The 24414-nt window shown below is 68.9% G+C and carries 25 protein-coding genes and 1 pseudogene; 12 read left to right on the plus strand and 14 right to left on the minus strand.

Going from position 1 to position 24414, the window contains the following annotated elements:
* The first annotated feature begins 252 nt into the window (after positions 1 to 252).
* The 3 genes from panB to panD all read left to right on the plus strand — a co-directional run bounded on the left by panB (position 253) and on the right by panD (position 2778).
* Positions 253 to 1056 (plus strand): 3-methyl-2-oxobutanoate hydroxymethyltransferase, encoded by an 804-nt coding sequence (gene panB, locus ML01_RS20395; RefSeq protein WP_058557233.1) that lies wholly within the window; start codon positions 253 to 255, stop codon positions 1054 to 1056.
* Between the two features lie 230 nt (positions 1057 to 1286).
* Entirely contained in the window at positions 1287 to 2150 is an 864-nt protein-coding gene (gene panC / locus ML01_RS20400; protein ID WP_058557234.1) for a pantoate--beta-alanine ligase, read from the plus strand.
* 247 nt (positions 2151 to 2397) lie between these two features.
* Positions 2398 to 2778 carry an aspartate 1-decarboxylase gene (gene panD / locus ML01_RS20405; protein WP_058557235.1) on the plus strand — a complete coding sequence of 127 codons (381 nt, stop codon included), beginning with the start codon at positions 2398 to 2400 and terminating at the stop codon, positions 2776 to 2778.
* Between the two features lie 95 nt (positions 2779 to 2873).
* On the opposite strand, the gene ML01_RS20410 is transcribed toward panD, so the two are convergent.
* The 8 genes from ML01_RS20410 to hoxE all read right to left on the minus strand — a co-directional run bounded on the left by ML01_RS20410 (position 2874) and on the right by hoxE (position 10381).
* Positions 2874 to 3986 carry an alkene reductase gene (locus tag ML01_RS20410; RefSeq protein WP_058557236.1) on the minus strand — a complete coding sequence of 371 codons (1113 nt, stop codon included), beginning with the start codon at positions 3984 to 3986 and terminating at the stop codon, positions 2874 to 2876.
* A gap of 161 nt (positions 3987 to 4147) precedes the next feature.
* Positions 4148 to 4618, minus strand: a complete 471-nt coding sequence (locus ML01_RS20415; protein WP_058557237.1) for a hydrogenase maturation protease — start codon at positions 4616 to 4618, stop codon at positions 4148 to 4150.
* Between the two features lie 259 nt (positions 4619 to 4877).
* Positions 4878 to 6308, minus strand: a complete 1431-nt coding sequence (locus ML01_RS20420; protein WP_058557255.1) for a Ni/Fe hydrogenase subunit alpha — start codon at positions 6306 to 6308, stop codon at positions 4878 to 4880.
* A 101-nt stretch (positions 6309 to 6409) separates the two neighbouring features.
* Positions 6410 to 6952, minus strand: a complete 543-nt coding sequence (locus ML01_RS20425; protein ID WP_058557238.1) for an NADP oxidoreductase — start codon at positions 6950 to 6952, stop codon at positions 6410 to 6412.
* A complete protein-coding gene (gene hoxU / locus ML01_RS20430; RefSeq protein WP_058557239.1) occupies positions 6949 to 7680 on the minus strand; it encodes a bidirectional hydrogenase complex protein HoxU in 732 nt (243 codons plus the stop codon). The genes ML01_RS20425 and hoxU overlap by 4 nt, the downstream gene beginning before the upstream one ends.
* A 317-nt stretch (positions 7681 to 7997) precedes the next feature.
* Positions 7998 to 8249, minus strand: coding sequence for a hypothetical protein (locus tag ML01_RS20435; protein WP_058557240.1), 252 nt, complete (start codon positions 8247 to 8249; stop codon positions 7998 to 8000).
* Between the two features lie 27 nt (positions 8250 to 8276).
* Positions 8277 to 9890 carry an NADH-quinone oxidoreductase subunit NuoF gene (gene nuoF, locus ML01_RS20440; RefSeq protein WP_058557241.1) on the minus strand — a complete coding sequence of 538 codons (1614 nt, stop codon included), beginning with the start codon at positions 9888 to 9890 and terminating at the stop codon, positions 8277 to 8279.
* Positions 9887 to 10381 (minus strand): bidirectional hydrogenase complex protein HoxE, encoded by a 495-nt coding sequence (gene hoxE, locus ML01_RS20445; protein ID WP_058557242.1) that lies wholly within the window; start codon positions 10379 to 10381, stop codon positions 9887 to 9889. The genes nuoF and hoxE overlap by 4 nt, the downstream gene beginning before the upstream one ends.
* 429 nt (positions 10382 to 10810) lie before the next feature.
* On the opposite strand from hoxE, the gene pssA reads away from it, so the two are divergent.
* From pssA to ML01_RS20465, 4 genes are all read left to right on the plus strand, one after another.
* The gene (gene pssA, locus ML01_RS20450) at positions 10811 to 11611 is read left to right on the plus strand and encodes a CDP-diacylglycerol--serine O-phosphatidyltransferase (RefSeq protein WP_082674482.1); all 801 of its coding nucleotides are present in this window, start codon (positions 10811 to 10813) and stop codon (positions 11609 to 11611) included.
* A gap of 163 nt (positions 11612 to 11774) precedes the next feature.
* Complete coding sequence (locus ML01_RS20455) at positions 11775 to 13085, plus strand: cytochrome c3 family protein (RefSeq protein ID WP_058557243.1); 1311 nt, start codon at positions 11775 to 11777, stop codon at positions 13083 to 13085.
* Positions 13082 to 13756 (plus strand): cytochrome b/b6 domain-containing protein, encoded by a 675-nt coding sequence (locus ML01_RS20460; RefSeq protein WP_058557244.1) that lies wholly within the window; start codon positions 13082 to 13084, stop codon positions 13754 to 13756. The genes ML01_RS20455 and ML01_RS20460 overlap by 4 nt, the downstream gene beginning before the upstream one ends.
* Before the next feature lie 46 nt (positions 13757 to 13802).
* Entirely contained in the window at positions 13803 to 16052 is a 2250-nt protein-coding gene (locus ML01_RS20465; RefSeq protein ID WP_058557245.1) for a nitrite reductase, read from the plus strand.
* A 169-nt stretch (positions 16053 to 16221) separates the two neighbouring features.
* On the opposite strand, the gene ML01_RS20470 is transcribed toward ML01_RS20465, so the two are convergent.
* The 4 genes from ML01_RS20470 to arfB all read right to left on the minus strand — a co-directional run bounded on the left by ML01_RS20470 (position 16222) and on the right by arfB (position 19517).
* The gene (locus tag ML01_RS20470; RefSeq protein WP_058557246.1) at positions 16222 to 17049 is read right to left on the minus strand and encodes a Uma2 family endonuclease; all 828 of its coding nucleotides are present in this window, start codon (positions 17047 to 17049) and stop codon (positions 16222 to 16224) included.
* 162 nt (positions 17050 to 17211) lie between these two features.
* The gene (locus tag ML01_RS20475) at positions 17212 to 17982 is read right to left on the minus strand and encodes a Uma2 family endonuclease (RefSeq protein ID WP_058557247.1); all 771 of its coding nucleotides are present in this window, start codon (positions 17980 to 17982) and stop codon (positions 17212 to 17214) included.
* A gap of 204 nt (positions 17983 to 18186) precedes the next feature.
* On the minus strand, positions 18187 to 18966 hold the full coding sequence (locus tag ML01_RS20480; RefSeq protein WP_082674485.1) for a Uma2 family endonuclease: 780 nt from the start codon (positions 18964 to 18966) through the stop codon (positions 18187 to 18189).
* 125 nt (positions 18967 to 19091) lie between these two features.
* Positions 19092 to 19517, minus strand: a complete 426-nt coding sequence (gene arfB / locus ML01_RS20485) for an alternative ribosome rescue aminoacyl-tRNA hydrolase ArfB (RefSeq protein ID WP_058557248.1) — start codon at positions 19515 to 19517, stop codon at positions 19092 to 19094.
* A gap of 103 nt (positions 19518 to 19620) precedes the next feature.
* Here arfB and ML01_RS20490 point away from each other — a divergent pair, with 103 nt between their 5' ends.
* The 4 genes and pseudogenes from ML01_RS20490 to ML01_RS20500 all read left to right on the plus strand — a co-directional run bounded on the left by ML01_RS20490 (position 19621) and on the right by ML01_RS20500 (position 21325).
* Entirely contained in the window at positions 19621 to 20091 is a 471-nt protein-coding gene (locus ML01_RS20490) for a hypothetical protein (RefSeq protein ID WP_058557249.1), read from the plus strand.
* Positions 19992 to 20372, plus strand: a pseudogene (locus ML01_RS31455) (formylglycine-generating enzyme family protein); the annotation flags it as partial. The gene ML01_RS20490 and the pseudogene ML01_RS31455, both read left to right, overlap by 100 nt.
* A 435-nt stretch (positions 20373 to 20807) precedes the next feature.
* Positions 20808 to 21035: an addiction module protein gene (locus tag ML01_RS30785; protein ID WP_058557250.1), complete on the plus strand. Its 228-nt coding sequence runs from the start codon at positions 20808 to 20810 to the stop codon at positions 21033 to 21035.
* Positions 21032 to 21325: a type II toxin-antitoxin system RelE/ParE family toxin gene (locus ML01_RS20500; protein ID WP_058557251.1), complete on the plus strand. Its 294-nt coding sequence runs from the start codon at positions 21032 to 21034 to the stop codon at positions 21323 to 21325. Before ML01_RS30785 ends, ML01_RS20500 begins: the two co-directional genes overlap by 4 nt.
* 404 nt (positions 21326 to 21729) lie before the next feature.
* On the opposite strand, the gene ML01_RS20505 is transcribed toward ML01_RS20500, so the two are convergent.
* Positions 21730 to 22647 carry an HAD-IIB family hydrolase gene (locus tag ML01_RS20505; protein WP_254045336.1) on the minus strand — a complete coding sequence of 306 codons (918 nt, stop codon included), beginning with the start codon at positions 22645 to 22647 and terminating at the stop codon, positions 21730 to 21732.
* A 106-nt stretch (positions 22648 to 22753) separates the two neighbouring features.
* On the opposite strand from ML01_RS20505, the gene ML01_RS20510 reads away from it, so the two are divergent.
* Complete coding sequence (locus tag ML01_RS20510) at positions 22754 to 23830, plus strand: FAD:protein FMN transferase (RefSeq protein WP_082674486.1); 1077 nt, start codon at positions 22754 to 22756, stop codon at positions 23828 to 23830.
* A gap of 136 nt (positions 23831 to 23966) precedes the next feature.
* On the opposite strand, the gene ML01_RS20515 is transcribed toward ML01_RS20510, so the two are convergent.
* On the minus strand, positions 23967 to 24414 hold a 448-nt coding region (locus ML01_RS20515; RefSeq protein WP_156427882.1), incomplete at its 5' end, for a tetratricopeptide repeat protein.

Here is a 24414-nt window from a genome sequence, read left to right on the forward strand (position 1 = left end):
GGGCCAAGGGCCGAGGAGGACTCCCTCGGCCCTCGGCCCTCGGCCCTCGGCCCTTTTGAGCCCGACGTTGGGCTATCGAAGTCGCTATCGAAATCGACGGTGAGCGGCAGCGCATGACGCAGATGTCTCGCACTCCGGCGTCGCTTGAGCCTGCTGCGTTGGGGGATTTCGATCCCGATCCCGATTTCGATTTCGATCCGGACCAAGCAGCGGCCGACATTTCCTTCAACGCATCCCGAGGAGCGCGAAGCCATGCGCGGCGAGCGGATCACCAGTGCCACCCTGGCGGCGATGAAGCGCCGGGGCGAGCGCATTGCCTGCCTGACCTGCTACGACGCGGCCTTTGCGCGCTTGCTGGAGGCCGCCGGCGTCGAGGTGCTGCTGGTGGGCGACTCCCTCGGCATGGTGCTGCAGGGGCAGCCGACGACGGTGCCCGTGAAGTTGGAGCACATGGTCTACCACACGGCCTGCGTCAGCCGTGCCGCCGAGCGGGCGCTGCTGATCGCGGACATGCCTTTTCTCAGCTATGCGACGGAAGACCGTGCCCTCGCCGCCGCGGAGCGCCTGATGGGCGAGGGCGGTGCGACGATGGTCAAGCTCGAGGGCGGTGCCGAGCTGGCCGATACCGTGCGCAGGCTCACCCGCTTCGGCGCGCCGGTGTGCGGGCATCTCGGGCTGCTGCCGCAGTCGGTGCATCAGCTCGGCGGTTATCGCTACCAGGGCAAGGACGCCGCCGGCGCCGCACGCATCGAGGCGGACGCCCTGGCCCTGCAGGAGGCCGGGGCGTCGCTGCTGGTGCTGGAATGTGTGCCGGCGGCACTCGCCGAGCAACTGTCCGCGCGGCTCGATATCCCGGTCATCGGCATCGGCGCCGGCAACCGTTGCGACGGCCAGGTGCTGGTGCTGCACGACATGCTCGGGCTGCTGCCGGGGCGGGCGCCGCGGTTCAGCCGCGACTTCATGGCCGCGGGCGGCGGCGTTGCCGATGCGCTGGCGCGCTACGTCGCGGAGGTCAAGGCCGGCGGCTTTCCGGGGCCGGACGAGACGCGCTTCTGATGCCGACTAGATTGCTTGACAGCGCCGAATGCTTGCAGATGAGTCAAGTTTCACGACGACAAGGCGCTTGCAGGCAAAAGGGCCGAGGGCCAAGGGAGCCCGCCTCGGCCCTTGGCCCTTGGCCCTTGGCCCTTGGTTCAATGCGCCGACGAGCGGGTTGCGCAAGACGAGGCGGCGTGCCCTGGTCGGTCTGAGGCTCTGCCTCGCTAGGTTTGATGCCTAATACGCTGATGGACACCCTGCACGACCTCCCGGCGCTGCGCGCCCGGCTCGCCGAGTGGCGCGCGGCGGGCCTGCGCATCGGGCTCGTGCCCACCATGGGCAACCTGCACGCCGGCCACATCGCGCTGGTGCAAGACGCCCTGGCGCAGGCGGAGCGGGTCGTGACGACGGTGTTCGTCAATCCGCTCCAGTTTGGCCCGGGGGAGGACCTGGACGCCTATCCGCGCACGCTTGCCGCGGACACCGAGCGGCTCGTCGACGCCGGCAACCACCTGCTGTTCGCGCCGTCCGAGGCGACCATGTACCCGCATGGGCGCGTCGGGCACACCGTTGTGGAGGTGCCCGGGCTGTCGGCGGAGCTCTGCGGTGCGAGCCGGCCGGGGCACTTCGCCGGCGTCACCACGGTCGTCGCGAAGCTGCTGAACCTGGTGCGGCCCGACGTCGCGGTGTTCGGGCAGAAGGACTATCAGCAGCTCATGCTGATCCGGCGCATGGTGGCGGACCTGAGCATGGACATCGAGATCAGGGGCCTGCCGACGGTGCGCGAGCCGGACGGGCTCGCGATGAGCTCGCGCAACGGCTATCTCGGCGCCGACGAGCGGGTCCGGGCAGCGGCGCTGTATCGAACCCTGCGCGCGCTCGCCGATGTGGTCGCCGCCGGCACCGCGCCTGCTGCGGCGGAGCAGGCCGCGCTGCGCTCGCTGCGGGATGCGGGGTTGACGCCCGACTACGTGAGCGTGCGCCGGCAGCAGGACCTGGCGCCAGCCGTGGCGCAGGACAGCGCCCTGGTGGTGCTCGCGGCGGCCCGGCTCGGGCGTGCGCGGCTCATCGACAACCTCTGCTTCGAGCGGTCCGTGGTGCCGCCATGCTGACGGCCATGGCGAGCGGCGCCTGCATCCGCCGCTCCCAGCGGAAAACCAAGGAAAGCCCGGATACCACTTGCGGTTAGAGCGCAGGCGTTGCGACAATAGCGCGCATATTGCACCGCAGCAAAACGACGCCGACGGCATCCAAGCCCCCAGTGACACCCTGGTTCGGCCGCGACGGCGACGACCCTGCCCACCATCAGCCCGGGCGCCGGATGGCCATCCTGCCGCCCATGGGAGGACTACGAGCCCCATGCAACTCACCTTGCTCAAGTGCAAGCTGCACCGCGCCTGCGTCACCCACGCGGAGCTCGACTACGAGGGCTCTTGCGCCATCGACGAAGACCTTTTGCGTCTCGCGGGCATCCGCGAGTACGAGCAGCTTCACATCTACAACGTCACCAACGGCGAGCGCTTCACCACCTACGCCATCCGCGCCGAGGCGGGCTCGCGCATCATTTCCATCAACGGTGCCGCCGCGCACAAGGCCAGCCCCCGAGACCGCGTCATCATCTGTTGCTATGCCGGCATGACCGAGCAGGAGGCGGCAGTCTTCAAGCCGACACTCGTCTATTGCAACGAGCACAACGAGGTCACCGGCACCGGCGACGCCATCGCCGCGCAGGCCACCTGAGCCTTGCGTTGTTGCGGCGCCGGCTTGCAGCCGGCAGCCAACACAAGATGCATGCGTGCCGCCGGCAGGATGCCGGCGCCACCTGTGCCAACGCATCACTCCAGCGTCGGATAGTCCGTATAGCCCTCGGCGCCGCCGCCGTAAAACGTAGCTGGGTTCGGCGCGTTGTACGGGCCGCCCTGTCTGATGCGCGCCGGTAGGTCGGGGTTCGCGAGGTAGAGCCGGCCGAAGGCGACGCAGTCGCCGTCGTTGTTGCGCAGCGCCTCGCGGGCGCGCTCCGGCGTGTAGGCGCCGTTCAGCATCACCACACCGTCGAACTTGCCCCGGGTGAAGGACAGCATCTGCTCCATCTGGGGCTCGGCGCCGCGCATGACGTCCGTGTCCGCAACGTGCAGGTAGGCGATGCCGCGCCGGCTCAGGTGCTCCGCCACGTAGCCATAAGTCTCGGCCGGGTTCGCGTCGTCGATCCCGTTCAAGGTGAAGAGCGGCGAGACGCGGATGCCAACGCGCCCGGCCGGCACCTCGCCGAGCACCGCGTCCATCACCTCGAACAGGAACCGCACGCGGTTGACGATGCCGCCGCCGTACGCGTCGGTGCGCTGGTTGGTGTTGCTGGCGAGGAACTCGTGCAGCAGGTAGCCGTTGGCGCTGTGCACCTCCACACCGTCGAAGCCCGCGGCCATGGCGTTGCGCGTGGCGGTCACGTAGTCCTGGATGGTCGCGTCGATGTCGGCCTTGGTCATCGCCTTTGGCGGCGACACGGGGCGTAGTCCGCCCTGGCCCGCGTCGTCCACGTAGAAGACCTGGCAACCGTCGCAGTGGACGGCCGATGGCGCCATGTTCGGCGTGCCCGGGTGCAGCGCCTCGTGGGACATGCGCCCGCAATGCCAGAGCTGCAGCACCATCTGCCCGCCGGCGGCGTGTACGGCCTCGGTGACGAGCCGCCAGCCGGCGATCTGCTCATCGGTGAAGATGCCGGGGGTCAACGCATAGCCCATGGCCACTTCGGAGATGTTGGTCGCCTCCGAGATGACGAGCCCGGCGCCGGCGCGCTGGGCGTAGTACTCGGCGTTCAGCGTGGTCGGCACGTTGCCCGGCTGCGCGGCCCGCGAGCGGGTCAGCGGTGCAAGGACGATGCGGTTGGGGAGCTTGAGCTCGCCTGCCTGAAGCGGGGCGAACAACGGATCATCGGCGGTGGATGCGGTCATGTGAATAGGAAGTACGAAGTAGGAAGTAGGAAGTAGGAAGTACGAAGTACGAAGTACGAAGTACGAAGTACGAAGTACGAAGTACGAAGTACGGTGGCGCCGCCGGTACGGCATCGAGCCGTGGCCGACGCCGAGCCGAGTGCGACAGGGCGCTCGCGGGCTCAGGTGTCGGCGGGCCCGGTCAGGCAGAGCTCGCGCACCGCGGCGATGGCGGGGGCGAGTGCGGCGCCGACGGCCGCGCTCAGCTCGAAGTGCCCGTAGTCCCAGGCGCCGCCCGAGATGGTCACGAGCCAGGCCTCGGGGGCGGCGCCGTAGAGCCCCTCGCACCACGCGAGCAGCTCGCGCGGGTCGTGGAAGTGGGCCATGGTCGACGGCGCGCTTGGGTCCGGCGCGAGGCGGCGGGTGCGCACCTCCCCGGGCGTGCCCTCCGCGGCGGCATCGATGAAGACCACGCGCTCGGCCCGGTGCAGCTCCGTCACCAGCTCGGCGGTCAGGATATGGCGCGCCTCGACCTCGGTGCCGGCGGGCCAATTGCCTTGCTCCACCAGCTCGGTGATGCGGTCCGCGAGCAGCGGCCCCACCGCGTCGTCACCGCGGATGGGGCTGCCGTAGCCGATGATGAGGGTTTGCATGTGATTCAGTACGGAGTACGGAGGAGTACGGAGTACGGAGTACGGAGTACGGAGGAGTACGGAGTACGGAGTACGGAGTACGGAGGAGTACGGAGTACGGTGAGGGAACCTGTACCGCCGGAGTTGGGTCCCGACCGCCGCGCATGGCCGGCGCACGAGGTACGGGTCGCCGAGGCCGTACAGGCGGTGCCCCCCGTACTTCGTACTCCGTACTTCTTCCCGTACTCCGTACTTATTCCCGTACTCCGTACTTCTTCCCTCACCCCCTCGCAATCCGCCGAACCACGTCGCCCGCCGCATTCCTGATATCGATCACCATCGGCATCTGCCCGAACGCATGCGACGCGCACGACAGGCAGGGGTCGTAGCAGCGGATCACGGCCTCGACGCGATTCAGCATGCCTTCCTTCACGTCGGTGCCGTCCACGTAGGCGTCGGCGACCTGCTTGATGCTGCGGTTCATGGCCAGGTTGTTGTGGCCGGTGGCGATGATGAGGTCCACCCAGGTGATGAGCCCTTCATCGTCGATTTTGTAGTGATGCATCAGCGTGCCGCGGGGTGCCTCGGACACGCCGATGCCCTCGCTCTTGTTGCCGCGGGCGCGGGCGCGCACGCGGGTGTCGAGGATCTCGGGGTCCTTCAGCAGGCGCTGCATGCTCTCGATGGCGTAGATGATCTCCACCAGCCGTGCGTAGTGATAGTGGAAGCTGGAGGCGATGGGTCCCGCGTCCTCCTGCAGGGTGTGGAACTCGGCCAGCGCCACGTCGGCATAGGGCGTGCCGCAGGCGTCGGCGTTGTTGAGCCGGGCGAGGGGGCCGACCCGGTAGATGCCCTTCGGGTAGCCGAGCGGCTTGTAATACGGGAACTTCATGTAGCTGAAGTCCTCCACCGCCTCGCCGATGATGCGGGTGTAGTCGCGCGGCGGCACCTTGTCCTCGAGGATGCGGCCGGTGGCGTCCTTGAGGCGCAGATAACCGTCGTAGTGCTCCAGGTGGCCGTCCGGCGACACCAGACTCAGGAACATGGTCTTCATGGTGCCGAAGTGGCTCGCCTCGTCCAGGAACTTGGGCACCAGGGTCTTGTAGAAGGCGTAGGTGTCTTTGGCGATGGTCAGCGCCTCGGGCAGCATCGCGAGCATGGCATCGCGCTTCGCGACCGTGAGCGGCTCGTTCACACCGCCCGGCACGACCCAGGTCGGATGAATCTTCTTGCCGCCCAAGCTCTCGATGATGGTCTGGCCGATCTGCCGCAGCCGAATGCCGCTCTTCGCCAGCTCAGGCTCCGCGCGCATGACGCCGAAGATGTTCCGATCCTTGGGGTCGGAGTCCCAGCCGAGCAGCAGGTCCGGCGATGACAGGTGAAAGAAGCTCAACGCATGGCTTTGCAGGAGCTGCGCCAAGTTCATGATGCGCCGGAGCTTCTCCGCCGTCGGCGGGATGGTCACCGCGAGCAGGTCGTCGCAGGCCTTGTTCGAGGCCAGCAGATGGCTCACCGGACAGATGCCGCAGGTGCGCGCCGTCAGCGCCGGCATCTCGCGATAGGGGCGGCCCTCGCAGAACTTCTCGAAGCCGCGGAACTGGGTGAGGTGGAACTTGGCGTCCTCGACCTCGCCGGTGTCGGCCAGTTGCAGCGTGATGCGCGCATGGCCCTCAATGCGGGTAACCGGTTCGATGCTGATGGTGCGGCTCATGGTGCGTGGCCCGATGGTTGCGTGATTGAAGGTGTCCGCGGGTGGCGGGCGGGTGGGGGTGGGCGCGGCGGCCTCAGTCCGCGGCCACATCCGCCTGCCGCTCAGGCGCCGAAGCGCGTCACGCGGCCCGGGTCCGGCGTGCGCCCGGCGATGAGCTCGGTGAGCACGTAGTGGATCGCGTCCGCGTGCGGCGGGCAGCCGGGCACGAAGATGTCGATGGGCACGACGCCGTGGATCGGCTGCACAAGCGCCAACAGCGCCGGCACGCCTTCGGTCGGGATCTGCGGATTCAGGTCCACGTTCTCGCGGTAGGCGCGCTCGATCACGTCGTCGAGCTTGAACGGGTTGCGCATGGCCGGGACGTTGCCGTTCACGGCGCAGTCCCCAAGGCTGATCAGGAGCTTGCAGCGGGCGCGGAATTCGCGCGCCTTGTGCAGGTCCTCCTCGTTGCTGATGGAGCCCTCCAGAATCCCTAAGTCCACGTGCTCCGGCAGCTCCTTCGCGTCCACCAGCGGGCTGTAGACGACGTCGATGTGCTGGGCCAAGTCCACCAGCCGCTCGTCCATGTCCAGAAAGGACATGTGGCAGCCGGAGCAGCCGTCGAGCCAGGTGGTGGCGACCGTAATCTTGCCGTTGCCGCTCATCGGTGACTCCTCCGCCGCGCCAGAATGGACAGGAATTGCTGGTCTTTGACCATTTCCCCGACGGAAGTGCCCTGCTTGACGAGCGCCCCGGTGGGGCAGACCTGCACGCACTTGCCGCAGCTTGTGCAGGACTCGCTGTCGCCCCAGGGCTTGGCCAGGTCCGTGACGACTTGGCAGCCGCTGCCGCGCCCCATCATGTCCCAGGTGTGGGCGCCCTCGATCTCATCGCAGACCCGCACGCAACGGGTGCAGAGCACGCAGCGGTTGTGGTCAACCCGGAACATCTCGTGGCTGGAGTCGACGCTGTAGCTGGCATTGCGGTAGGGCATGCGCACGTGATCGACGCCGCAGCGCTGCGCCAGCCATTGCAGCTCGCAATGGCCGTTGGAGACGCAGACGGAGCAGACGTGGTTGCGCTCCGCGAACAACAGCTCCACCAGCGTGCGGCGGTAGCGTTGCAGCTTGTCGGTGTTGGTCTGCACCCGCATGCCCTCGCGGACGCGGGTGGAGCAGGCGGCCTGCAGGCGCGGACCGCCGTCCACCTCGACGACGCAGAGCCGGCAGGCGCCGACCACCGAGAGCCCCTCCAGCCAGCACAAGCTCGGCACTGGAATCTTGTTCTCGCGGCAGACCTCGATGATGGTCTCGTCCTCGCGGGCGGATAGATCCTGCCCGTCGATGTTCAGCGTGACGACGCGGACGTTGGGTTGCACGGCGCGGATGGGCATGGAATGTCCTCGTCCGGGGGTTGCGTAGACTTGATGCCGATAGGTAAAGAGCGGTCAGCTCGGCTTTTTGATGATTTGGTTTGCGAGATGCTCGCGGATTTCGCTATGTCTCAGGACCGCCGTTGACGCTTTGGGCTCCGGGTTGTGCTACCAGTCGTGCCTGCCGCCATGGCAAATCAGCGCACGGCCCATGGCTTCCAAGCGCTTGATCAAGCCCCGGCGCTGCACACGCGGCGACGCTGGAGCGTCTGCGCTTGCTCCCACGCTGGAGCGTGGGAGCCAGGCCCAAACCGGGCCACAGTTGCGCGATGCCCAAGTCATTCCTCGTCCACGAGATCAAGCCGGCGCTCGACGCGGCTAAGCCGGTCCTTGATGGAGTCGAGGGTCACCTGCTGTCGTGCAACGTCTTCTTGAGTGAACACCAGATCGCGCTTCGTGCCCAGCACCGCAGCCTCGAGGCTGCTGACGACGCGCGACTGAAGCTCTCGAATCTCGCGGACGATGCTGTCTTGTCCTGCGCGCAGACCCCGCAGGTGCTCCAAGATCAGGTTCTGAACGCTGTCGGTCATACCGCTCGCGCCTGTTGCAGGATCGCCTTATCCCAGCTTCTCCTCGTACTCGTGCCGGAAGTACCGCAGCGTGCTCAGCACCGGGTTCGGCGCCGTCTGCCCGAGGCCGCATAGGCTGGTGGCCTGCACCACCTCGCACAGCTCTTCCAGCAGCTCCAGGTCCGCACGGCTCGCCTGCGCCTTGGCGATCTTGTCCAACAGCCCATGCATCTGCTGCGTGCCCGCGCGGCACGGGATGCACTTGCCGCAGGACTCGTCCATGCAGAACTCCATGAAGAAGCGCGCCACATCGACCATGTTCGAGCTCTCGTCCATGACGATCATGCCGCCCGAGCCCATCATGGTGCCCAGCGTCTTCAGGCTGTCGTAGTCCACCGGAATGTCGAGATGTTCCTCGGGCACGCAGCCGCCGGACGGACCGCCGGTCTGCACGGCCTTGAACGCCTTGCCGTCGGGGATGCCGCCGCCGATCTCGAAGATGATGTCGCGCAGGTGCGTGCCCATGTCAACTTCGATGAGACCGGTGTTGACGATGGTCCCGGCGAGCGCAAACACCTTGGTACCCTTGGACTTCTCGGTGCCGATGCCGGCGAACCACTGGCCGCCGTTGGAGATGATGGGCGGGATGTTGGCGTAGCTCTCGACGTTGTTGATCAGCGTGGGGCAGCCCCAGAGCCCGTACTCCGCCGGGTAGGGCGGGCGCGGGCGAGGCTGGCCACGGCCGCCTTCGATGGAGGCCATCAGCGCCGTCTCTTCGCCGCAGACGAAGGCGCCCGCGCCGAGGCGGATCTCGATGTCGAAGTTGAACTGCGTCTCGCAGATGTGGTTGCCCAGGAAACCGGTGCGCTTCGCTTTGCGGATGGCGGTCTTGAGTCGCTCCACGGCGAGCGGGTACTCCGCGCGCACATAGACGTAGCCCTTGTTCGCGCCGATGGCGTACGCGGCAATCGCCATTCCTTCGAGCACGCGATGCGGGTCGGACTCCAGGACGGCGCGGTCCATGAACGCGCCCGGGTCGCCCTCGTCGGCGTTGCAGATGACGTACTTCTGCCCCGGTGGCATCTTGGCGACCGTGGACCACTTGAGGCCGGTCGGGTAGCCGCCGCCGCCGCGCCCGCGCAGCCCGCTCGTGGTTACCTCGTTGATCACGTCCTGCGGCGTCATTTCGCTCAGCGCCCGCACCATGCCCGCATAGCCGCCGACCATCACGTAGCCACGGAAGCTGTCCGGGTCCACGATGCCCGAGTTCTCAAGCACGATCCTATGCTGACGCGCGAAGAAAGGCATGTCGCTCGGGATGCGCAGCCGCTCGACGGGCGCCGCACCGGGCGTGATGCTGGCCAGGATGTCCGGCGCGTCGGCAGCGGTCACGTCGCGGTAGATGATCGCCTCGTCCAGCGGCGCGGCGGGCGCGGCGACGGCCACCAGCGGTCCCGCGGAGCAGAGCCCCATGCAGCCGACGCCTTTGACGGCGCACTGGCCTGGCGGCGTGTCCGCGCAGGCCGCGCTCAGCGCCTCCAGCACCGGTCCGGCGCCGGATGACTGGCAGCTCGCGGCCATGCAGACGCGAATCTCGGTGTCAGGCTCTTTTGATTCGGCGCGGTACTTGGCGGCGAGCTCTTCGAGGTCGTCCAGGTTCATTCTGCGATCTCCCGTTCGATGCGCTCACACAGTTGCTCGGTGCCGAGCTTGCCGATGACATGACCGTCGAGCACCACGGCGGGGGCGAGGCCGCAGGCGCCGACGCAGCGGGCCGTGAGTACGGACAGAGACTTGTCCTCGGTGGTCTCGCCGGGGGCGGCGCCGAAGCGCTCCTGGATGCCCTCGATGAGCGCTCCGGCCCCTTTGATGTAGCAGGCCGTGCCGGTGCACACCACGCAGGAGTGGCGGCCCTGGGGCTTGAGCATGAACAGGTGATAGAAGGTCGCGACGCCGTAGACCTTGCTGAGCGGCAGGTCCAGCGAACCCGCGACGAAAGTCATGGCCTCCTCGTCGAGGAAGCCGAAGGCGTCCTGCACCGCGTGCAGGGACTCGATCAGCGCGTGCCCGGCGTAGCCGTTGCGGCGCATGGTGGCGTTGACCAGCTTCCAGCGCTTGTCGTTGCTGGGCAGGTCCGGCGGGGTTCGCTGCATGGTCGGGAGGCCCTCGGAGTTGCTTGGAGCCGCGCGTGTTCAGACACGCCGGCGGCGGTTGGCTGGCCCGGGCAGGGCGTCGGTTGCCGCTGGGTCGGCGGCCGTCGCGGGCGGCCTTGCTCGGTGGCCGCCCGATGGTCGGCATCGGGCTGTCGCTGCGCCCGGGGTCATGCCGACAAGGCCCTGCAACGGGCCCCCGCGAAGGTCATCACCGACGCCGCGCTCAGGCCGCATTAAATCGTGCTTGCCGCGATTGTGAAAGCAAAGATTGGATGACGGCGGGCGAGCCGGGCGTCGGCCCGAACATTCGCAGCGCCGCGTTCGCGTGTACTGGTTGGCAGGTCGGTGGCGCGGCTATACTGGCGTCGCACCGGCCCGGCATCCGCGCCGGTCCCGCCCCCCTGCGAGCCACCGCCAGCACCACCGGACATGACAGAGCCCGAGCCGACCACCGCGCCGGATGCCCCGGCGGACCCGACCTCGGAGCGCGCACGCCCGAAGCGTCGCCGCGGCATCTACCTGCTGCCGAACCTGTTCACCACGGCGGCCCTGTTCGCGGGCTTCTACGCCGTGCTCTCGGCCAATGCCGGGCGCTTCGAAGCCGCCGCGCTGGGCATCTTCGCGGCCATGCTGCTGGATGGCTTCGACGGGCGCATCGCGCGCATGACCAACACCCAGACCGCCTTCGGTGCCGAGTACGACAGCCTGTCGGACATGGTGGCGTTCGGCGTCGCGCCGGCGCTGGTGGCCTACGAGTGGTCGCTGGCGGGGCTCGGCAAGCTGGGCTGGCTCGCGGCCTTTGTCTACACGGCGGGCGCGGCGCTCAGGCTCGCCCGTTTCAACTCGCAGCTCGGCGTTGCGGACAAGCGCTACTTTCAAGGCCTGCCGAGTCCGTCGGCGGCGGCCATCATCGCGGGCTTGGTCTGGATCGGTGTCGACAACGATTTAACCGGGGCCGGCATGGGTTTGCCCGTCGCGGTGCTCACCGCGGCGGCCGGGCTGCTCATGGTGAGCAACTTCCGCTACCAGAGCTTCAAGCTGCTGGATCTGCACGGGCAAGTGCCCTTTGTCGTGCTGGTGCTGGCGATGCTCGGTGTCGCGCTGGTGGTGCTGGATCCGCCCATCGTGCTGTTTCTGCTGTTCTTGGCCTATGCGGTGTCGGGTCCGGTACTGACGCTCGTGCAGCGGCGTCGCCATCGCCGACGTCGGCGCGCCCCAGCGGCGAGATGAGCCGCGCGGCCGCCATGTCGCGTTGCGGACCGGCGGCCGGTGCGCTCGCCGCGTTGCCCTGTGTCATTACACTCGCCCGCCGGGGCGAGTAGCGTGAACCTCGCCGGGCAGACCCGGCTCGGATTCCCCGTGAGCTGTCGCGAGTAGTACCCTGATGAGAGGCATGCTGAATCTCCCTCGGAGCCGCGCTGTCATTTGGGCGGCGGTCGTGCTGATTGCGCTTCAAATGCATGCGGCGGCGACGCTCGCGGGTGACGCGGACGCCACCTACGCACAGGTCCCGCAACCGTGGCCGCCGGTGCCGATGGGCTATCCGCCCGGGCCGCCCGGCTACGCGCCGCCGCCCGCGCAGCATTGGCCGGCGGCGGCGCCAGCCTCGGCGCAGCCGTCGGTGCCCGCGGGCACTGCCGCAACGCCGCCGGCTGCGCCCGCGGCTGCTCTGCCCGGGACGCGGCCGGCGCTTGCGAGCACCCAGCCCGCACCGGCGACCCAGGCCGTCGCCCCGGCGCCTGCGCCCGCCGCGCTGGCCGCACCGCCGATGGATGCCCCGGTCGGCGGCTCGGTCCAGGCACCGGCGAGCGCAGCCGATGGGGCCTCGGGTCTGACGCGTGAAGACAGCGCCGAGTGCATGCGCTGCCATTGGATGGAGACCATGGCGTACCGCGATCCGAACACGCGGCAGATCGTGGACCTCTCCATCGACCGCGAGGCGTATGAGCATTCGGTGCACCACGAGCTCGCGTGCCGCGACTGCCACGACCGCGCCTACAAACACTATCCGCATCGCACCAGCAGCGCGGACGAGGGCCTAAGCTGCGTCGGCTGTCACGAGGAGCGCCAAGACGACCCGGACGTGAGTCCGCCGAACCTCGCCGGCTTCGACCTCCAGTACCAGCACAGCGTGCACGCGCTGGAGGCAAATACCGAGGGCGGCGAGCCCTTCAACTGCTTCTCCTGCCACAATCCGCACGCGTTCCGGCCCTTGGCTCACGACACGCCCGTGCAGCAGGTGGTGGCCGCGAACAACGCGCTCTGCCTGGACTGCCACACGGAGCTGCGCTCGCCGGTGCCGAAGGGCCATGGCTGGCTGCCGCGCCCGCAGCAGCATTGGGCGGCCGTGCGCTGCATCGACTGCCACACGCCGGTGGAGGGCCGCGATCTCTACGCACCGTCGCACGAGCTGCTCGGCGCCACCGAGAGCAACCAGAACTGCGTGGAATGCCACAGCAAGGGCAGCGAGCTGCTGGCCCAGCTCTACGTGCACCGTGCCGAGCTGGAGCGCGAGCAGGAGGGCTTCTTCGCCCATGCCCTGTACAACGACGCCTATATCATCGGCATGAGCCGCAGCCCCTTAATCGACCTGCTCGGGCTCGCCATCGTCGGGCTCACGGTTGTCGGCGTCGCGGCCCACGGTTATGGTCGTTATCTGGCCCACAAGCGGGCGCAGACGCCCAAGCGGGAGGAGGCCGCATGAGCGCGATTTACCTTTACCCCGTCTGGCTCAGGCTCTGGCATTGGCTCAACGCCCTGCTGTTCCTGACCTCGCTGGTCACCGGCCTCAGCATGCACTTCGCGCTGGGCTGGCTGATCCCGTTCGATGTCGCGGTGCCGGTGCACAATACCAGCGGCGTCCTGCTGACGGTCTCTTGGGTTGCCTTCCTCGTCGGCAACGTCGTCGGCGGCAACGGCAAGCACTATCTCATCGACATCCGGGCGCTGCCGATGGACCTGTACCGGCAGGTGCGCTACTACGTCTACGGCATCTTCGTCAACGAGCCGCACCCGTTCCACGTCAGTGCCGAGCATAAGCTCAACGCCTTGCAGACGCTGAGCTACGTCGGCGTCATGTACGGCCTGATGCCGCTGCTGATCATCAGCGGTTGGGCCTTCCTGTTCTCGGGTGACATTCCCGATACGCTGTTCGGCTACGGCAGCATCTGGATCGTGGCCATGGCGCACCTGCTGCTTGCCTGGATGCTGCTGCTGTTCTTGGTGGTGCACGTCTACATCATCACCACCGGCGAGACGCCGACGACGAACCTCAAGGCCATGTTCACCGGATGGCATAAGGAAGGCGAGAGCGCCGAGGGGCAAGCGACGATCGATAGCGACGACACCGGTGAGCCCGCTGCCGAAACTCGATGACCAGCCCAAGCGTCAAACAGGCTATACCCAGGCCGACCCCGCGACTATGAACACCTCTGCCAAAGCCCAAGACTCAGGCAAACTGCCCCAAGGCGCCCGCTGGGTGCTCGTGCTGCTGGCCGTGCTGGCGGCGGGCTACCTGCTCTACAAGCTGGTCTACCCCATCGTCTTCGACGCCTACACCGGTGTCACCAACGCACCGCTCACCTATCCGAACAGCGATACGCTCTCCGATGCCGAGATCGATCAGCTTGCGCTTGAGCTGAGCGCGGCATCGCGGCGTGAGCGCGCCGAGGCCATCGTCGTGCAGGACCAAGACCCCTTTGCGCGCGAGCTCAAGGTCGAGATGCTGATGCAGACGCCCTCCTTCATGGAGGACACGGAGTACAGCCATATCAAGTACTTCCGCGATGCCGGCATCCGTACTTACGAGGGCCCGGCCACCTGCCTCACCTGCCACCAGAGCATCCAGGTGCAGCACGCGGACGGCACGCTACACGCTGTCGACACGCTGGAAGACATCGTCAACTCCGTGCACTTCAAGTTCCAGAGCACGGTCGCCGGCGGCTTCTCCACCTACGGCTACGACGGGCGCTTGGTCAACGCCCCCGGCAGCCGGCACATCCCGGTCGGCAAGATCAACCGCGCCTGCGGCATCCCCGGCAGCTTCTCCTGGACCGGTTGGGCAGCGCTGGTTGAGAGCGCGCCGCACTCGGAGGCCGTGGCGGATGTCGCGCAGTTGCCGGATGAGCGCATCGTGCTGCGCAGCGAAGGCTGCGGCCAATGCCACATCGGCGGCAACTACCACCCGGCGACGGAAAAGATGATGCCGGTGGGCGACGTGCCGGACACGGCCAAGCAGGGCATCGACTGCCTCATCTGCCATTCGCGCGAGTACGACATGAACCAGCGCTACGTGCTCCAAGACAAGCACGGCAAGCGCTGGAACCAGGACCGCAGCATGCGCGCGGCGCTCACGGTCGGGCCGACACGCAAGGAGAACTGCCTCAACTGCCACCAACACAACATGGGCGGCGATGCCTACATCCATAACGTCGCGGCCAAGAGCCTAGGCGAGAAGCACCAGCGCATCCTGCACACCGGCGCCAAGCGCGGCAACCCGTTCAGCCCGGAGCACGACGCCCACGCCGCCGCCAACATCCAGTGCACCGACTGCCATGTGCCGCAGGGCCATAAGATCCCGCGCGGTAACATGGGCGTGGACTTGGTGGCCAACGACCTGCCGGGCCGTGAGGTCACTTGCGAGGGCTGCCACAGCAAGGCGCCCCACAACGCCTCCGAGCACCGCGCGCTGCTGAACGGCCACATCGCCCGCCTCGCCTGCGAGACCTGTCACATCAAGAAGCTGGAGGACAACAACGTCATCCTGCGCGACTGGGTGCACCCGACCTGGAACGAAGAAGAAGGGCTGTGGGAGTTCACTGACATCTACCGCTCCGGCGAGCCCGGTAAGGGCATCATCTACCTCTGGTTCAACGGCAACGGCACCTTCCTCGCCAACGCGCTGGGCAGCAATCCGGAGGGCGACGGCAGCTACGACCCGCTGATGAACCAGATCGCCGAGATCACCGATCCCGAGGCCATCGCCGCCATTCGCGCCAAGGCCGAGGAGCTGGCGAGCCGCTATCCGGACATCGACGTGGACGCCTACGTGAAGGCCGCCACGCAGCCGCTCTCGCAGCTCTCGCCCGAGATGCTCGCCAAGCGCCGGGAGATGATCGACAACAACCTCAAGCAAGCCATGGCGAGCGGCACGAGCAAGATCTACCCGTTCAAGCCCTTCAACGCCATGATGTACGAGGACATGACCAACCAAGGCCCGTTCGGGGCCATGATCCTGCCCTTCGACTACGCGACCTACTATCAGACCGGCAACACGCTCGAAGCCATGAAGGTCGCGGTGCAGGACGAGATCGTCCAGCGCATGTACCAGGAGCCCTTCAAGCTCTACATGATGGACGAGTTCATGGCCTACTTCGGCGTCGAGGGCGGCTGGCAGACCGTGTTCCCCATCGAGGCCGACGGCAGCACGCCCAACGTCAAACCCAACTGGATGCGCCAGATGGGCACGCTGATGGTCAACCACGGCATCGAGCGCCAGGGCCACACCTGCCTCGACTGCCACAGCCCCGACGGCATCCTCGATTACGCGGCGCTGGGCTACGCGCCGGAGCGCGTCAAGGAGCTGCAGAGCATGGACATCGTCGAGGAGATCGATGAGGACTTTGCCGAGCAGCCGCCGGCAGCCAGCCCGGAGCTGTCCGCGCGCCGTTAGCGGGAACGGCTTCAGCCGCGAGCCGCCGTGGGAGCGGCTTTAGCCGCGACGCCTCGTGGGGGCGGCTTTAGCCGCGACAAAGCTCCCTGCCAACCAATCAGTCCTGAGGCACCGGGTGCGGAGCCGGCACCGAATACCCCGGGGGCAGACCGCCCCCGCGCCGGTCCATTCAGCCGCCTTCCTGCCGCCCCAGCTCAGCCCTCAGCGCGGCCAGCTCCGCCTCTGCCCGCTCCGCCCGCAGGCGCTCGGCGTTTGCGCGCTCGGCTTCGCCTGCGGCCCGTGCCGCTTCGCTCTCGGCCCGAGCCGCTTCGCCGTCTGCCCGCGCCGCCTCCGCGGCCGCCCGCGCATCACCGGTCTCCGCATCCGTCGGCAGCAGCTCGCCGTCCGGCGTCGCCCAGCGCAGCCAGGTGGCCTCGATGCCGCGATAGGTGCCGGCCCAGCAGCAGAGCGTGAGTCCGAGCAGGCCGCTGGCGATGCGCCCGGCCGCATCCGGCTCGATGGGCTCGTAGCGCCCGCCGTTCAGAAAGAAACCGGCGAAGTCCTCGGCATTGAAAGGGTCGAACCAGAAATACTCCGACACCCGCATGCAGTCCTGATAGACCTGCATCTTCTCGCCCTTGTCCTGCCGGCGGGTCGTTGCGGACAACAGCTCGATGACGACGTCCGGCGCCTTGCCCTCGGCCCATGACACCCAGCACTTGCGCTCGCCCCGCGGCACGCCCAGCGCGACGAAGCAGTCCGGCCCTCTGAAGTGGAGCCCGCGCGTCTGCTCCAGCGTGTAGTAGACGAACATGTTGCCGTTGACATAGCCCTCGCCGCGCGCTGCGAGCCAGGGGTCCAGCGTCTCGATCAAGAGATCCATCTGCCACTTGTGGCGCTGCGTCTCCATCGGCTCTCCATCCTCGCAGGGCAGCTCGTCCTGCGTCGGCGGCGGCGACGGCAGGTAGTCGGGTGCTTCGTCATTCACCCAGGGCTCGGCGGTTGCGCTCCGGGGCATCGGCTTCTCCGGCGGGCGGTGTTCGTTGCACTGAGTTTGGGCCTGCGACTCGATCTTTGCCAGCTCGCATCGCCGGTGCTGAGACCGAGCGCGCCGTCAAGAAAAAGAGTCTCGCGCAAAGGCGCAAAGGCGCAAAGGCGTAAAGAAGAAAAAGGGAGAAGCTTACCCTTGGCGCAACTGCGCGCGCAGCCGCGCGAGCTCGGCCTCGGCGGCGTCTGCGCGCTGTTTCTCTGCTGCGGCCCGCAGCTCCGCGTCTTCGGCTTCTCGGCGGGCGATGGCCGCGGCCTGCTCCGCTTGTTCGGCCTGCGCCTGCGCCTTTTCCAAGGGCAGCGGCAGCAGCTCGCCCGCCGCGTCCATCCAGCGCAGCCAAGTCGCGTCGATGCCGCGGAAGCCGCCCTGCCAGAGGCCGAGCATCAGCCCCAGGCTCGGCACCGGCAGCCGGCCCGCGTCGTCGCGCGCCAAGGGCTCGTAGCGGCTGCCTTGGAGGGCGAAACCGGCCCGGTCCTCCGGGTTGAAGGGGTCGAACCAGTAGTAGTTCGGCACCCGAAGCTGGCCTTCGTAGATCTGCTTCTTGCGGCCCTTGTCCATCTGCGCCGTGCTCTCGGACAACAGCTCGATGACGACGTCGGGGGCCTTGCCCTCCTGCCAGACCACCCAGCTCTTGCGCTCCCCGGGGCGGACCCCGACGGCGACGTAGACATCCGGGCCGCGGAAGTCCCGCGCCCGCAGGTGCTCGGCGTTGAAGTAAAGGAACTGGTTGCCGTTGAAGACCACGTCGTCGCGTGCGTCGGCCCACAGCTCCAGGCCCTGGAGCAGCAGATCCATTTGCAGCAAATGCCGTTCGGTCTCCATCGGCATGCCGTCGTCGGAGGGGAGGTCATCCTCGGTGGGGAGGCGCGGCAGCTCGAAGAGCTGTTCGGCAGGGCTGGACATGATGGCGGGGGCTCCTGCGGACTGGAGGTTCTCGGTTGTTACCACCGCCGGGATTTGGCGGTCAAGCCGGTGTCGCCTCGGCCGCTGTCAACGCCGTGCCGACGCGGCGGCGGCGAGGCATTCCCAGACCGGGTTTTGTTAGATGCACGTTTTGGTTCTGAACCGCTGGTCACTCATCCTTCGACGCGCGTGATCCGCCGCTGATCAGTGGCCACCTCGCCGCCCGAGCTCCGCCTGCAGCGCGGCGAGCTCGGCAACGGCGCGCTCTGCGCGCTGCCGTTCGGCGTCCGCGCGTGCGGCTTCCGCAGCGGCCTTGGACGCCCCGGCCTCGGCGTCGGTGGGCAGCGGCTCGCCGTCGGCGCTCGCCCAGCGCACCCAAGTGCCCGTTAGGCCGCGGTAGGTGCCGCTCCAGCGCAGCAGCGTCAGCCCCAGCGCAGCGCTCGCCAGGCGCCCGCCGGCGTCGGGCTCGATGGGCTCGTAGCGACCGCCGTTGAGGCGAAACCCCGCCAAGTCCGCAGGATCGAAAGGGTCGAACCAGAAGTACTCCGGCACCCGCATGCAGTCCCGGTAGACCTGCATCTTCTCGCCCTTGTCCTGCCGCCGGGTCGTTGCGGACAACAGCTCGATGACGACATCGGGGGCCTTGCCCTCGCCCCACACCACCCAGCACTTGCGCTCGCCCCGCGGCACGCCAAGGGCGACGAAGCAGTCAGGCCCTTTGAAATGCAGCCCGCGGGTCTGCTCCAGGGTGTAGTAGACGAACATGTTGCCGTTCACATAGCCCTCGCCGCGCGCGGCGAGCCACGGGTCCAGCGTCTCGATCAGCAGATCCATTTGCCACTTGTGGCGTTGCGTCTCCATGGGCTCTCCATCATCGCAGGGCAGCTCATCCTGGGTCGGCGGCGGTGCCGGCATGCACTCCTGCGGTGCTTCGTCGAGCCAAGGCTCTGCGGTGCGGGGCTCAGCGCTCGCGGTCCGGGCCATCGGCATCTCCCTCGGGCTGGGGGTTGGATGCGCGCAGTGTGCCGCTTATGGCCAAGCGTTGTCACCTGACCGCGGGGGTGTGTCGCTGGGCAGGACGCCGCCGCACCGACCCGGCCCCGGGCGGATCAATCCCCGCCCCGCACCGCCCCGCGCATGCGCTTGATCCCGGCGCGCTGCTTCTTCTCGTCCACGCGGCGGGCCTTCGCGGCGCGCGACGGCTTGGTGGGCCGACGCGGCTTAGGCACGTGGCTCGCCTTGGCGATGAGCTCCGCCAGGCGCTCGCGGGCGTCGGCGCGGTTGCGTTCGCGGGTGCGGTGGCGGTGGGCGTGGATGGTGAGCACGCCAGCGGTGTCGAGCCGGGAGCCCGCAAGCCGCTCCAGCCGCGCGCGCACCGCGGCGGGGAGCGACGGCGAATTGCGCACGTCGAAGCTCAACTGCACCGCGGTGGCGACCTTGTTGACGTTCTGCCCGCCAGGGCCCGGCGAGCGCACGAAGCGCTCGCTCAGCTCGTCCTCGTCGATGGCGATGTCGGGGGTGATGTGCAGGGCCACGGCCGTTCCTCTGTCGCGCGGGCGTTGTCGCTCGGCCTATCCTATCCCGAACCCCGCGCCGGCCGACGGCCTGCGCAACGACCCAAGTCCGCACCGCAACCCGATGCTCCCCGACCGCTACCGCCTGCGCCGCCGGCTCGATGCGCTCCCTGCCGCGCTCGGCTACGGGCTCGGGCTGCTCGCCGCCGCCGCGGTGCTCGCCCTGGTGTGGCGGCTGCCGGGCGGCTGGGGGCTTACGACATCACTGCTGCTCGGCGGCGCCACGGCGGCGCTCGCCTTCCGGCTCGGGTTGCAGCCGCGCGTCAGCGGGCAGGACTGGACACCGCAGGCGCTGCCGCCGGCCGCGCCGCCGCGGCCGGTCGAGCCGGCAGCGGCGGCCGCCGTCGCGGGCCCCGTCGCCGCGGACGAGCCGGAGCCGAGCCCCGAGTCCGCGCCCTTGCTCCCCTGGTGGCGCTGCCCGGCGGCGAATTCTGGATGGGCTCCGACAAGGCGCTGGATCCCGCTGCCTACGACGACGAGCTGCCGCGGCATCGGGTGCGCGTCGGCCCGTTCAGCATCAGCAGCGTCCCGGTGACCCGCGGCCTCTGGCGGCAGGTGATGGCCGGCGCCCCCGAGTCCTGGCGCCGCCCGGTGCCGAGCGCCTGGCGGGATGGTGATGATGACCTGCCCGCAACGCGGGTAGCCTGGCCCGATGCCTTGGCCTGCTGCAACGCGCTGTCGCAGGCTGAGGGCCTGCGCCCGTGCTACTACCGCCAGGCCGGCGACGACTGGCATTGGGATCGGGATGCGGACGCCTACCGGCTCCCCACCGAGGCCGAGTGGGAGTACGCCTGCCGCGCCAGCACCGAGACCCGCTGGCACTCGGGCGACGACGCCGCCGGTGCCGATGCCCATGCCTGGTACGCCGGCAACTCGGGCCACCGGCTGCACCTCGTGGGCGACGAGCAGCCTAACGCCTTCTGCTCGTGCCGAGGCTCTGCCTCGGCACCAGGAGAGAAGAGGGGGCCTCTCACGGAGGCACAAGGACACGGAGCAAAGAGGCAGCCCACTGCCCTGATGGCCGTGGGACTGTGGCGCGGTTCGAGTCCGCGTATCTGCTGCCGCTGCCGAACCGCGGCGCTCTGCGTGAGCGTCGTGCCGAGGCGCTCTTCTCCGTGTCTTTGCGGCTCCGTGTGGGACATCTTCCGCGCGCCGCCTGTGCCGAGCCCCGTTGCCTCGGCACCACCGCGTCGAGCGTTCTGCTACGCTCGACGCCCGAACAGCCGAAGGCCCAGCATCGGAGACATGCCAATGCAACCAGCCAGCACAACCGTCCTCAGCCAAGCGCTCGCGTTGCCCGCGGAGGAACGGGCGGCCTTGGTCGACGAGCTGATTCGCAGCCTGGAGCGCACGGAGCTTGACATCACCGCGCTCTGGGCGGCTGAGGCGAAAGACAGGTTGGCCGCCTACCGATCCGGCGAGCTGGACGCCATCGAGGCGGATGAGGTGTTCGCCGACCTGCGCGGCAGCAATCGGTGAAGGTCAAATTCCTCCGCGCGGCTCGGCAGGAGCTCGCGGAAATCTTCGACCATTACGAAGCCCAACGGCCAGGCCTCGGGGAGTCCTTTCGCCAAGCAGCCTGGGATACCGTGGAGTTGGTGCGCCACTCACCGCGAGCCTTCCCGATTGTCGATGAACCGATTCGGCGCTGCCGGCTGACGCGCTTCCCGTACTGGATACTGTACGCGGCAGAGGACAACGAGATCGTGATCGTGGCGGTGGCGCACGTGCGCCGGGCACCGCGGAGCTGGCGGGGGCGCAGCGGATAATCGTCTCGTGCCGAGGCTCTGCCGCCCGCGGCCGGCACGACAAGGATGTGCGCTGGAGCGCCGGCATCTTCGCGTGGGCGGGGCGCCCTCGTCGCCGGCGAGGCGGGCACCGGCCGGGCGCACGTCGGTGGTCTGCACCCAGACGAACTGGCCGTCGCCCAAGTCGATACGCTCTAGGTTGGCGGTGGCTGCGGCAGGTGTGGGCATGGCGGGCTCCTGTCCTTGAGATCGGTCGGCCGCGCTGGCGCGTCCGGCATCTGGCGGCGACTATCCCACATCGTGTCTGGTCGGTCGGGATCCGATGCCGGTCTCGGGGCGCCCCTGTTGGCGTCATCGGGTAACTCGCGCGCAATAGGTGGATGGCGCGGGCGCGACCGGATGCTGCGGACCATCCAGCCCGGGCGTCAGCCGCGGCGCCGCGGCCCGTCGGCGAGCAGCCCCGCCGCGAGCAGCCCCTCCAGGTGCCGCGCGACGGCCTCTTCGGCGTGGCTGCCGATGCGCGGCGGGTCCGGCAGGGCGGCGTGCAGGCGGGCGTCGGCGTTGGCCATCAGGAGCGCCAGGCCGCCGCCGTCGTGGATGAGCGCGAGCATTTCCAGGTCGTTGAGGCCGTCGCCGTAGCAGACGACGTCGGCGGGCGTGAGGCCGAGGTCATCCAGCAGCCGCGCCAGCGCGGCGCCCTTGCTGACGCCGGCGGCCATGACCTCCAGCGTCTGCGGCAGGGAGAAGGTGGTGCCGAGGCGGCCGTCGTGGCGCTCGCGGATCGCGGCCTCCAGATCCACCAAGTGCGCGTGCTCGCCGTAGTAGAAGACCTTCAGCACCGCGGCGCCGTCCAGGCGGGCGAAATCGACGACGCGGTAGCGAAAGCCGGAGTCTTGGTGATATCGCAGCAGGCTCGGCTCCGCCTGCTCCACGAGCCAGGCATCGGTGACGAACACGTTGGTCTGTACCTGCCGGAACAGCGGGTCGCGGGTTAGAAAGCCCAGCGCGTCGGGCGCGATGCAGGTGGTCTGAAGCAGCCGGCCGTCCGCGGCGTTGACCGCCGCGCCGTTGCAGCTCACCAGAGCGCCGCGCTGCCGCGCCGCCGCCAGGGTCGCGTCGCCGCCGAGCTGCCCGGCCAGCACGCGGATGTCCATGAAATGCCGCCCGGAGGCGAGCACCAGGTCCGCCCCGGCGTGGTGCACGCGCGCCAACACGCCCCGCGTATAATCGCCGAGGCGGTGATCCGGCCCCAGCAGGGTGCCGTCCAGGTCGGAGACCACCAGCTTGTACATCGCCATCATCCGGGGGCTGCACCGCCCGCTGCCCAGGTTGGCGCGCAGCATGGGCAACGGCTTCGGCGATGTCCAGCCGCGGCGCCGTGCGCCTCAGCCGCCGCGTGCGGGCATCGAGCCTCGCGCCCTCTCATCCACCCGAGCCCGCTGTACCCAGATGCCTCTACTCGCCATGCCCGCGCCGGACACGAGCCATCGCTGCCGCCTGCCCGGGCTCCGCGTCGGCGCCGTTCTCGTGATCCCGCTGCTGCTGCTCGCGCTCGCCGGCTGCGGCCCGCGCGAGCACACGCTGACGCTGGCCGGCCCCACCATGGGCACGAGCTGGAGCGTGCAGCTCCCGCGGCCGCCGGCGGGCGTGGACCAGGCGGCGCTGTACGCGGGCATCACCGCCGTGCTGGAGGAGGTCAACGCGCGCATGTCGACCTACCAGGCGGACTCGGAGCTGTCGCGCTTCAACGCCGCGGAGAGCACGGACTGGTTCCCGGTCTCCGACGAGCTGGTGCGGCTGGTGGACACGGCGCTCGCGGTCAGCACGCTGAGCGACGGTGCCTTCGATGTCACCGTCGGCCCGCTGGTGAACCTGTGGGGCTTCGGGCCGGAGGTGCAGGCGGACGAGCTGCCCGCGCAGGCCGAGATCGACGCGGCACTGGTCCGGGTCGGCTGGACGCTGCTGCATACCCGCACCGAGCCGCCGGCGCTGCGCAAGGACCGGCCGGATGTCTACGTGGACCTGTCTGCCATCGCCAAGGGCCACGGCGTGGACCGCGTTGCCGCGGTGCTGGAGGCGGCAGGCGTGCGCGACTACCTGGCGGAGATCGGCGGCGAGCTGCGCGGGCGCGGCGTCAATGCCGAGGGCGAGCCCTGGCGCATCGCCGTCGAGCGCCCGGACCCCGGCCGACGCGCCGTGCTGCGCGTGGTTGCGCTCACCGACCAGGCCATGGCCACGTCCGGCGACTATCGGAACTTCTTCGAGCTGGACGGCCGGCGCTATTCCCACAGCATCGACCCCGCCACCGGCCGGCCGGTGGACCACCAGCTCGCGTCCGTGACCGTGCTCGCCGAGCGCTGCGGCGAGGCCGACGCCTGGGCCACGGCGCTCCTGGTGCTCGGGCCGGAGCGGGGCCGCGCGCTGGCGGACGAGCGCGGGCTTGCGGCGCTGTTCGTGGAGCGGATCGGCGAGGAGCTTCGACTGAGTGAGAGCGCGGCCTTTGCGCGGGCGGCGGGCGCGGATTAGCCCGCCGCGGCGCTGCCCCTGGGTACGCCGACTTCAGTCGGCCCCCGGGGAAGGCGGACTTCAGTCCGCCGCGATCATTGCATCGAAAGCCCTCGGCATTGCCGCGACCTCTATTCAGCCCGCCGCGCCGCGCGACTCAGGCATCGGACGGACGCGCGCGCTCCGCGTCGGCGATCTCCGCGAGGCGCCGGCGGAACCAGTCCGGCAGGTCTTTGTAATCCACGTGGTTGGGCAGCGCTGCCGCCAGGCGCTCGGCGAGCTCCAGGCCCTCCGCGAAGGCCGCGCGCGCAGCCTCGAGGTCGCCGAGGGCCTGATCCGTCTTGCCGACGTTGTCGAGCGAGACGGATAGATCGCGCAGCGCCTCTGGCGTCTCGCCGACGCGCGCGAGGATGCGCCGGCGGATGTCCAGCGACTCCGCGAAGGCCGCGCGCGCAGCCTCGAGGTCGCCGAGGGCCTGATCCGTCTTGCCGACGTTGTCGAGCGAGACGGACAGATCGCGCAGCGCCTCTGGCGTCTCGCCGACGCGCGCGAGGATGCGCCGGCGGATGTCCAGCGACTCCGCGAAGGCCGCGCGCGCCGCCTCC

This window comes from Thiohalocapsa sp. ML1 (assembly GCF_001469165.1).
Classification (GTDB): domain Bacteria; phylum Pseudomonadota; class Gammaproteobacteria; order Chromatiales; family Chromatiaceae; genus Thiohalocapsa.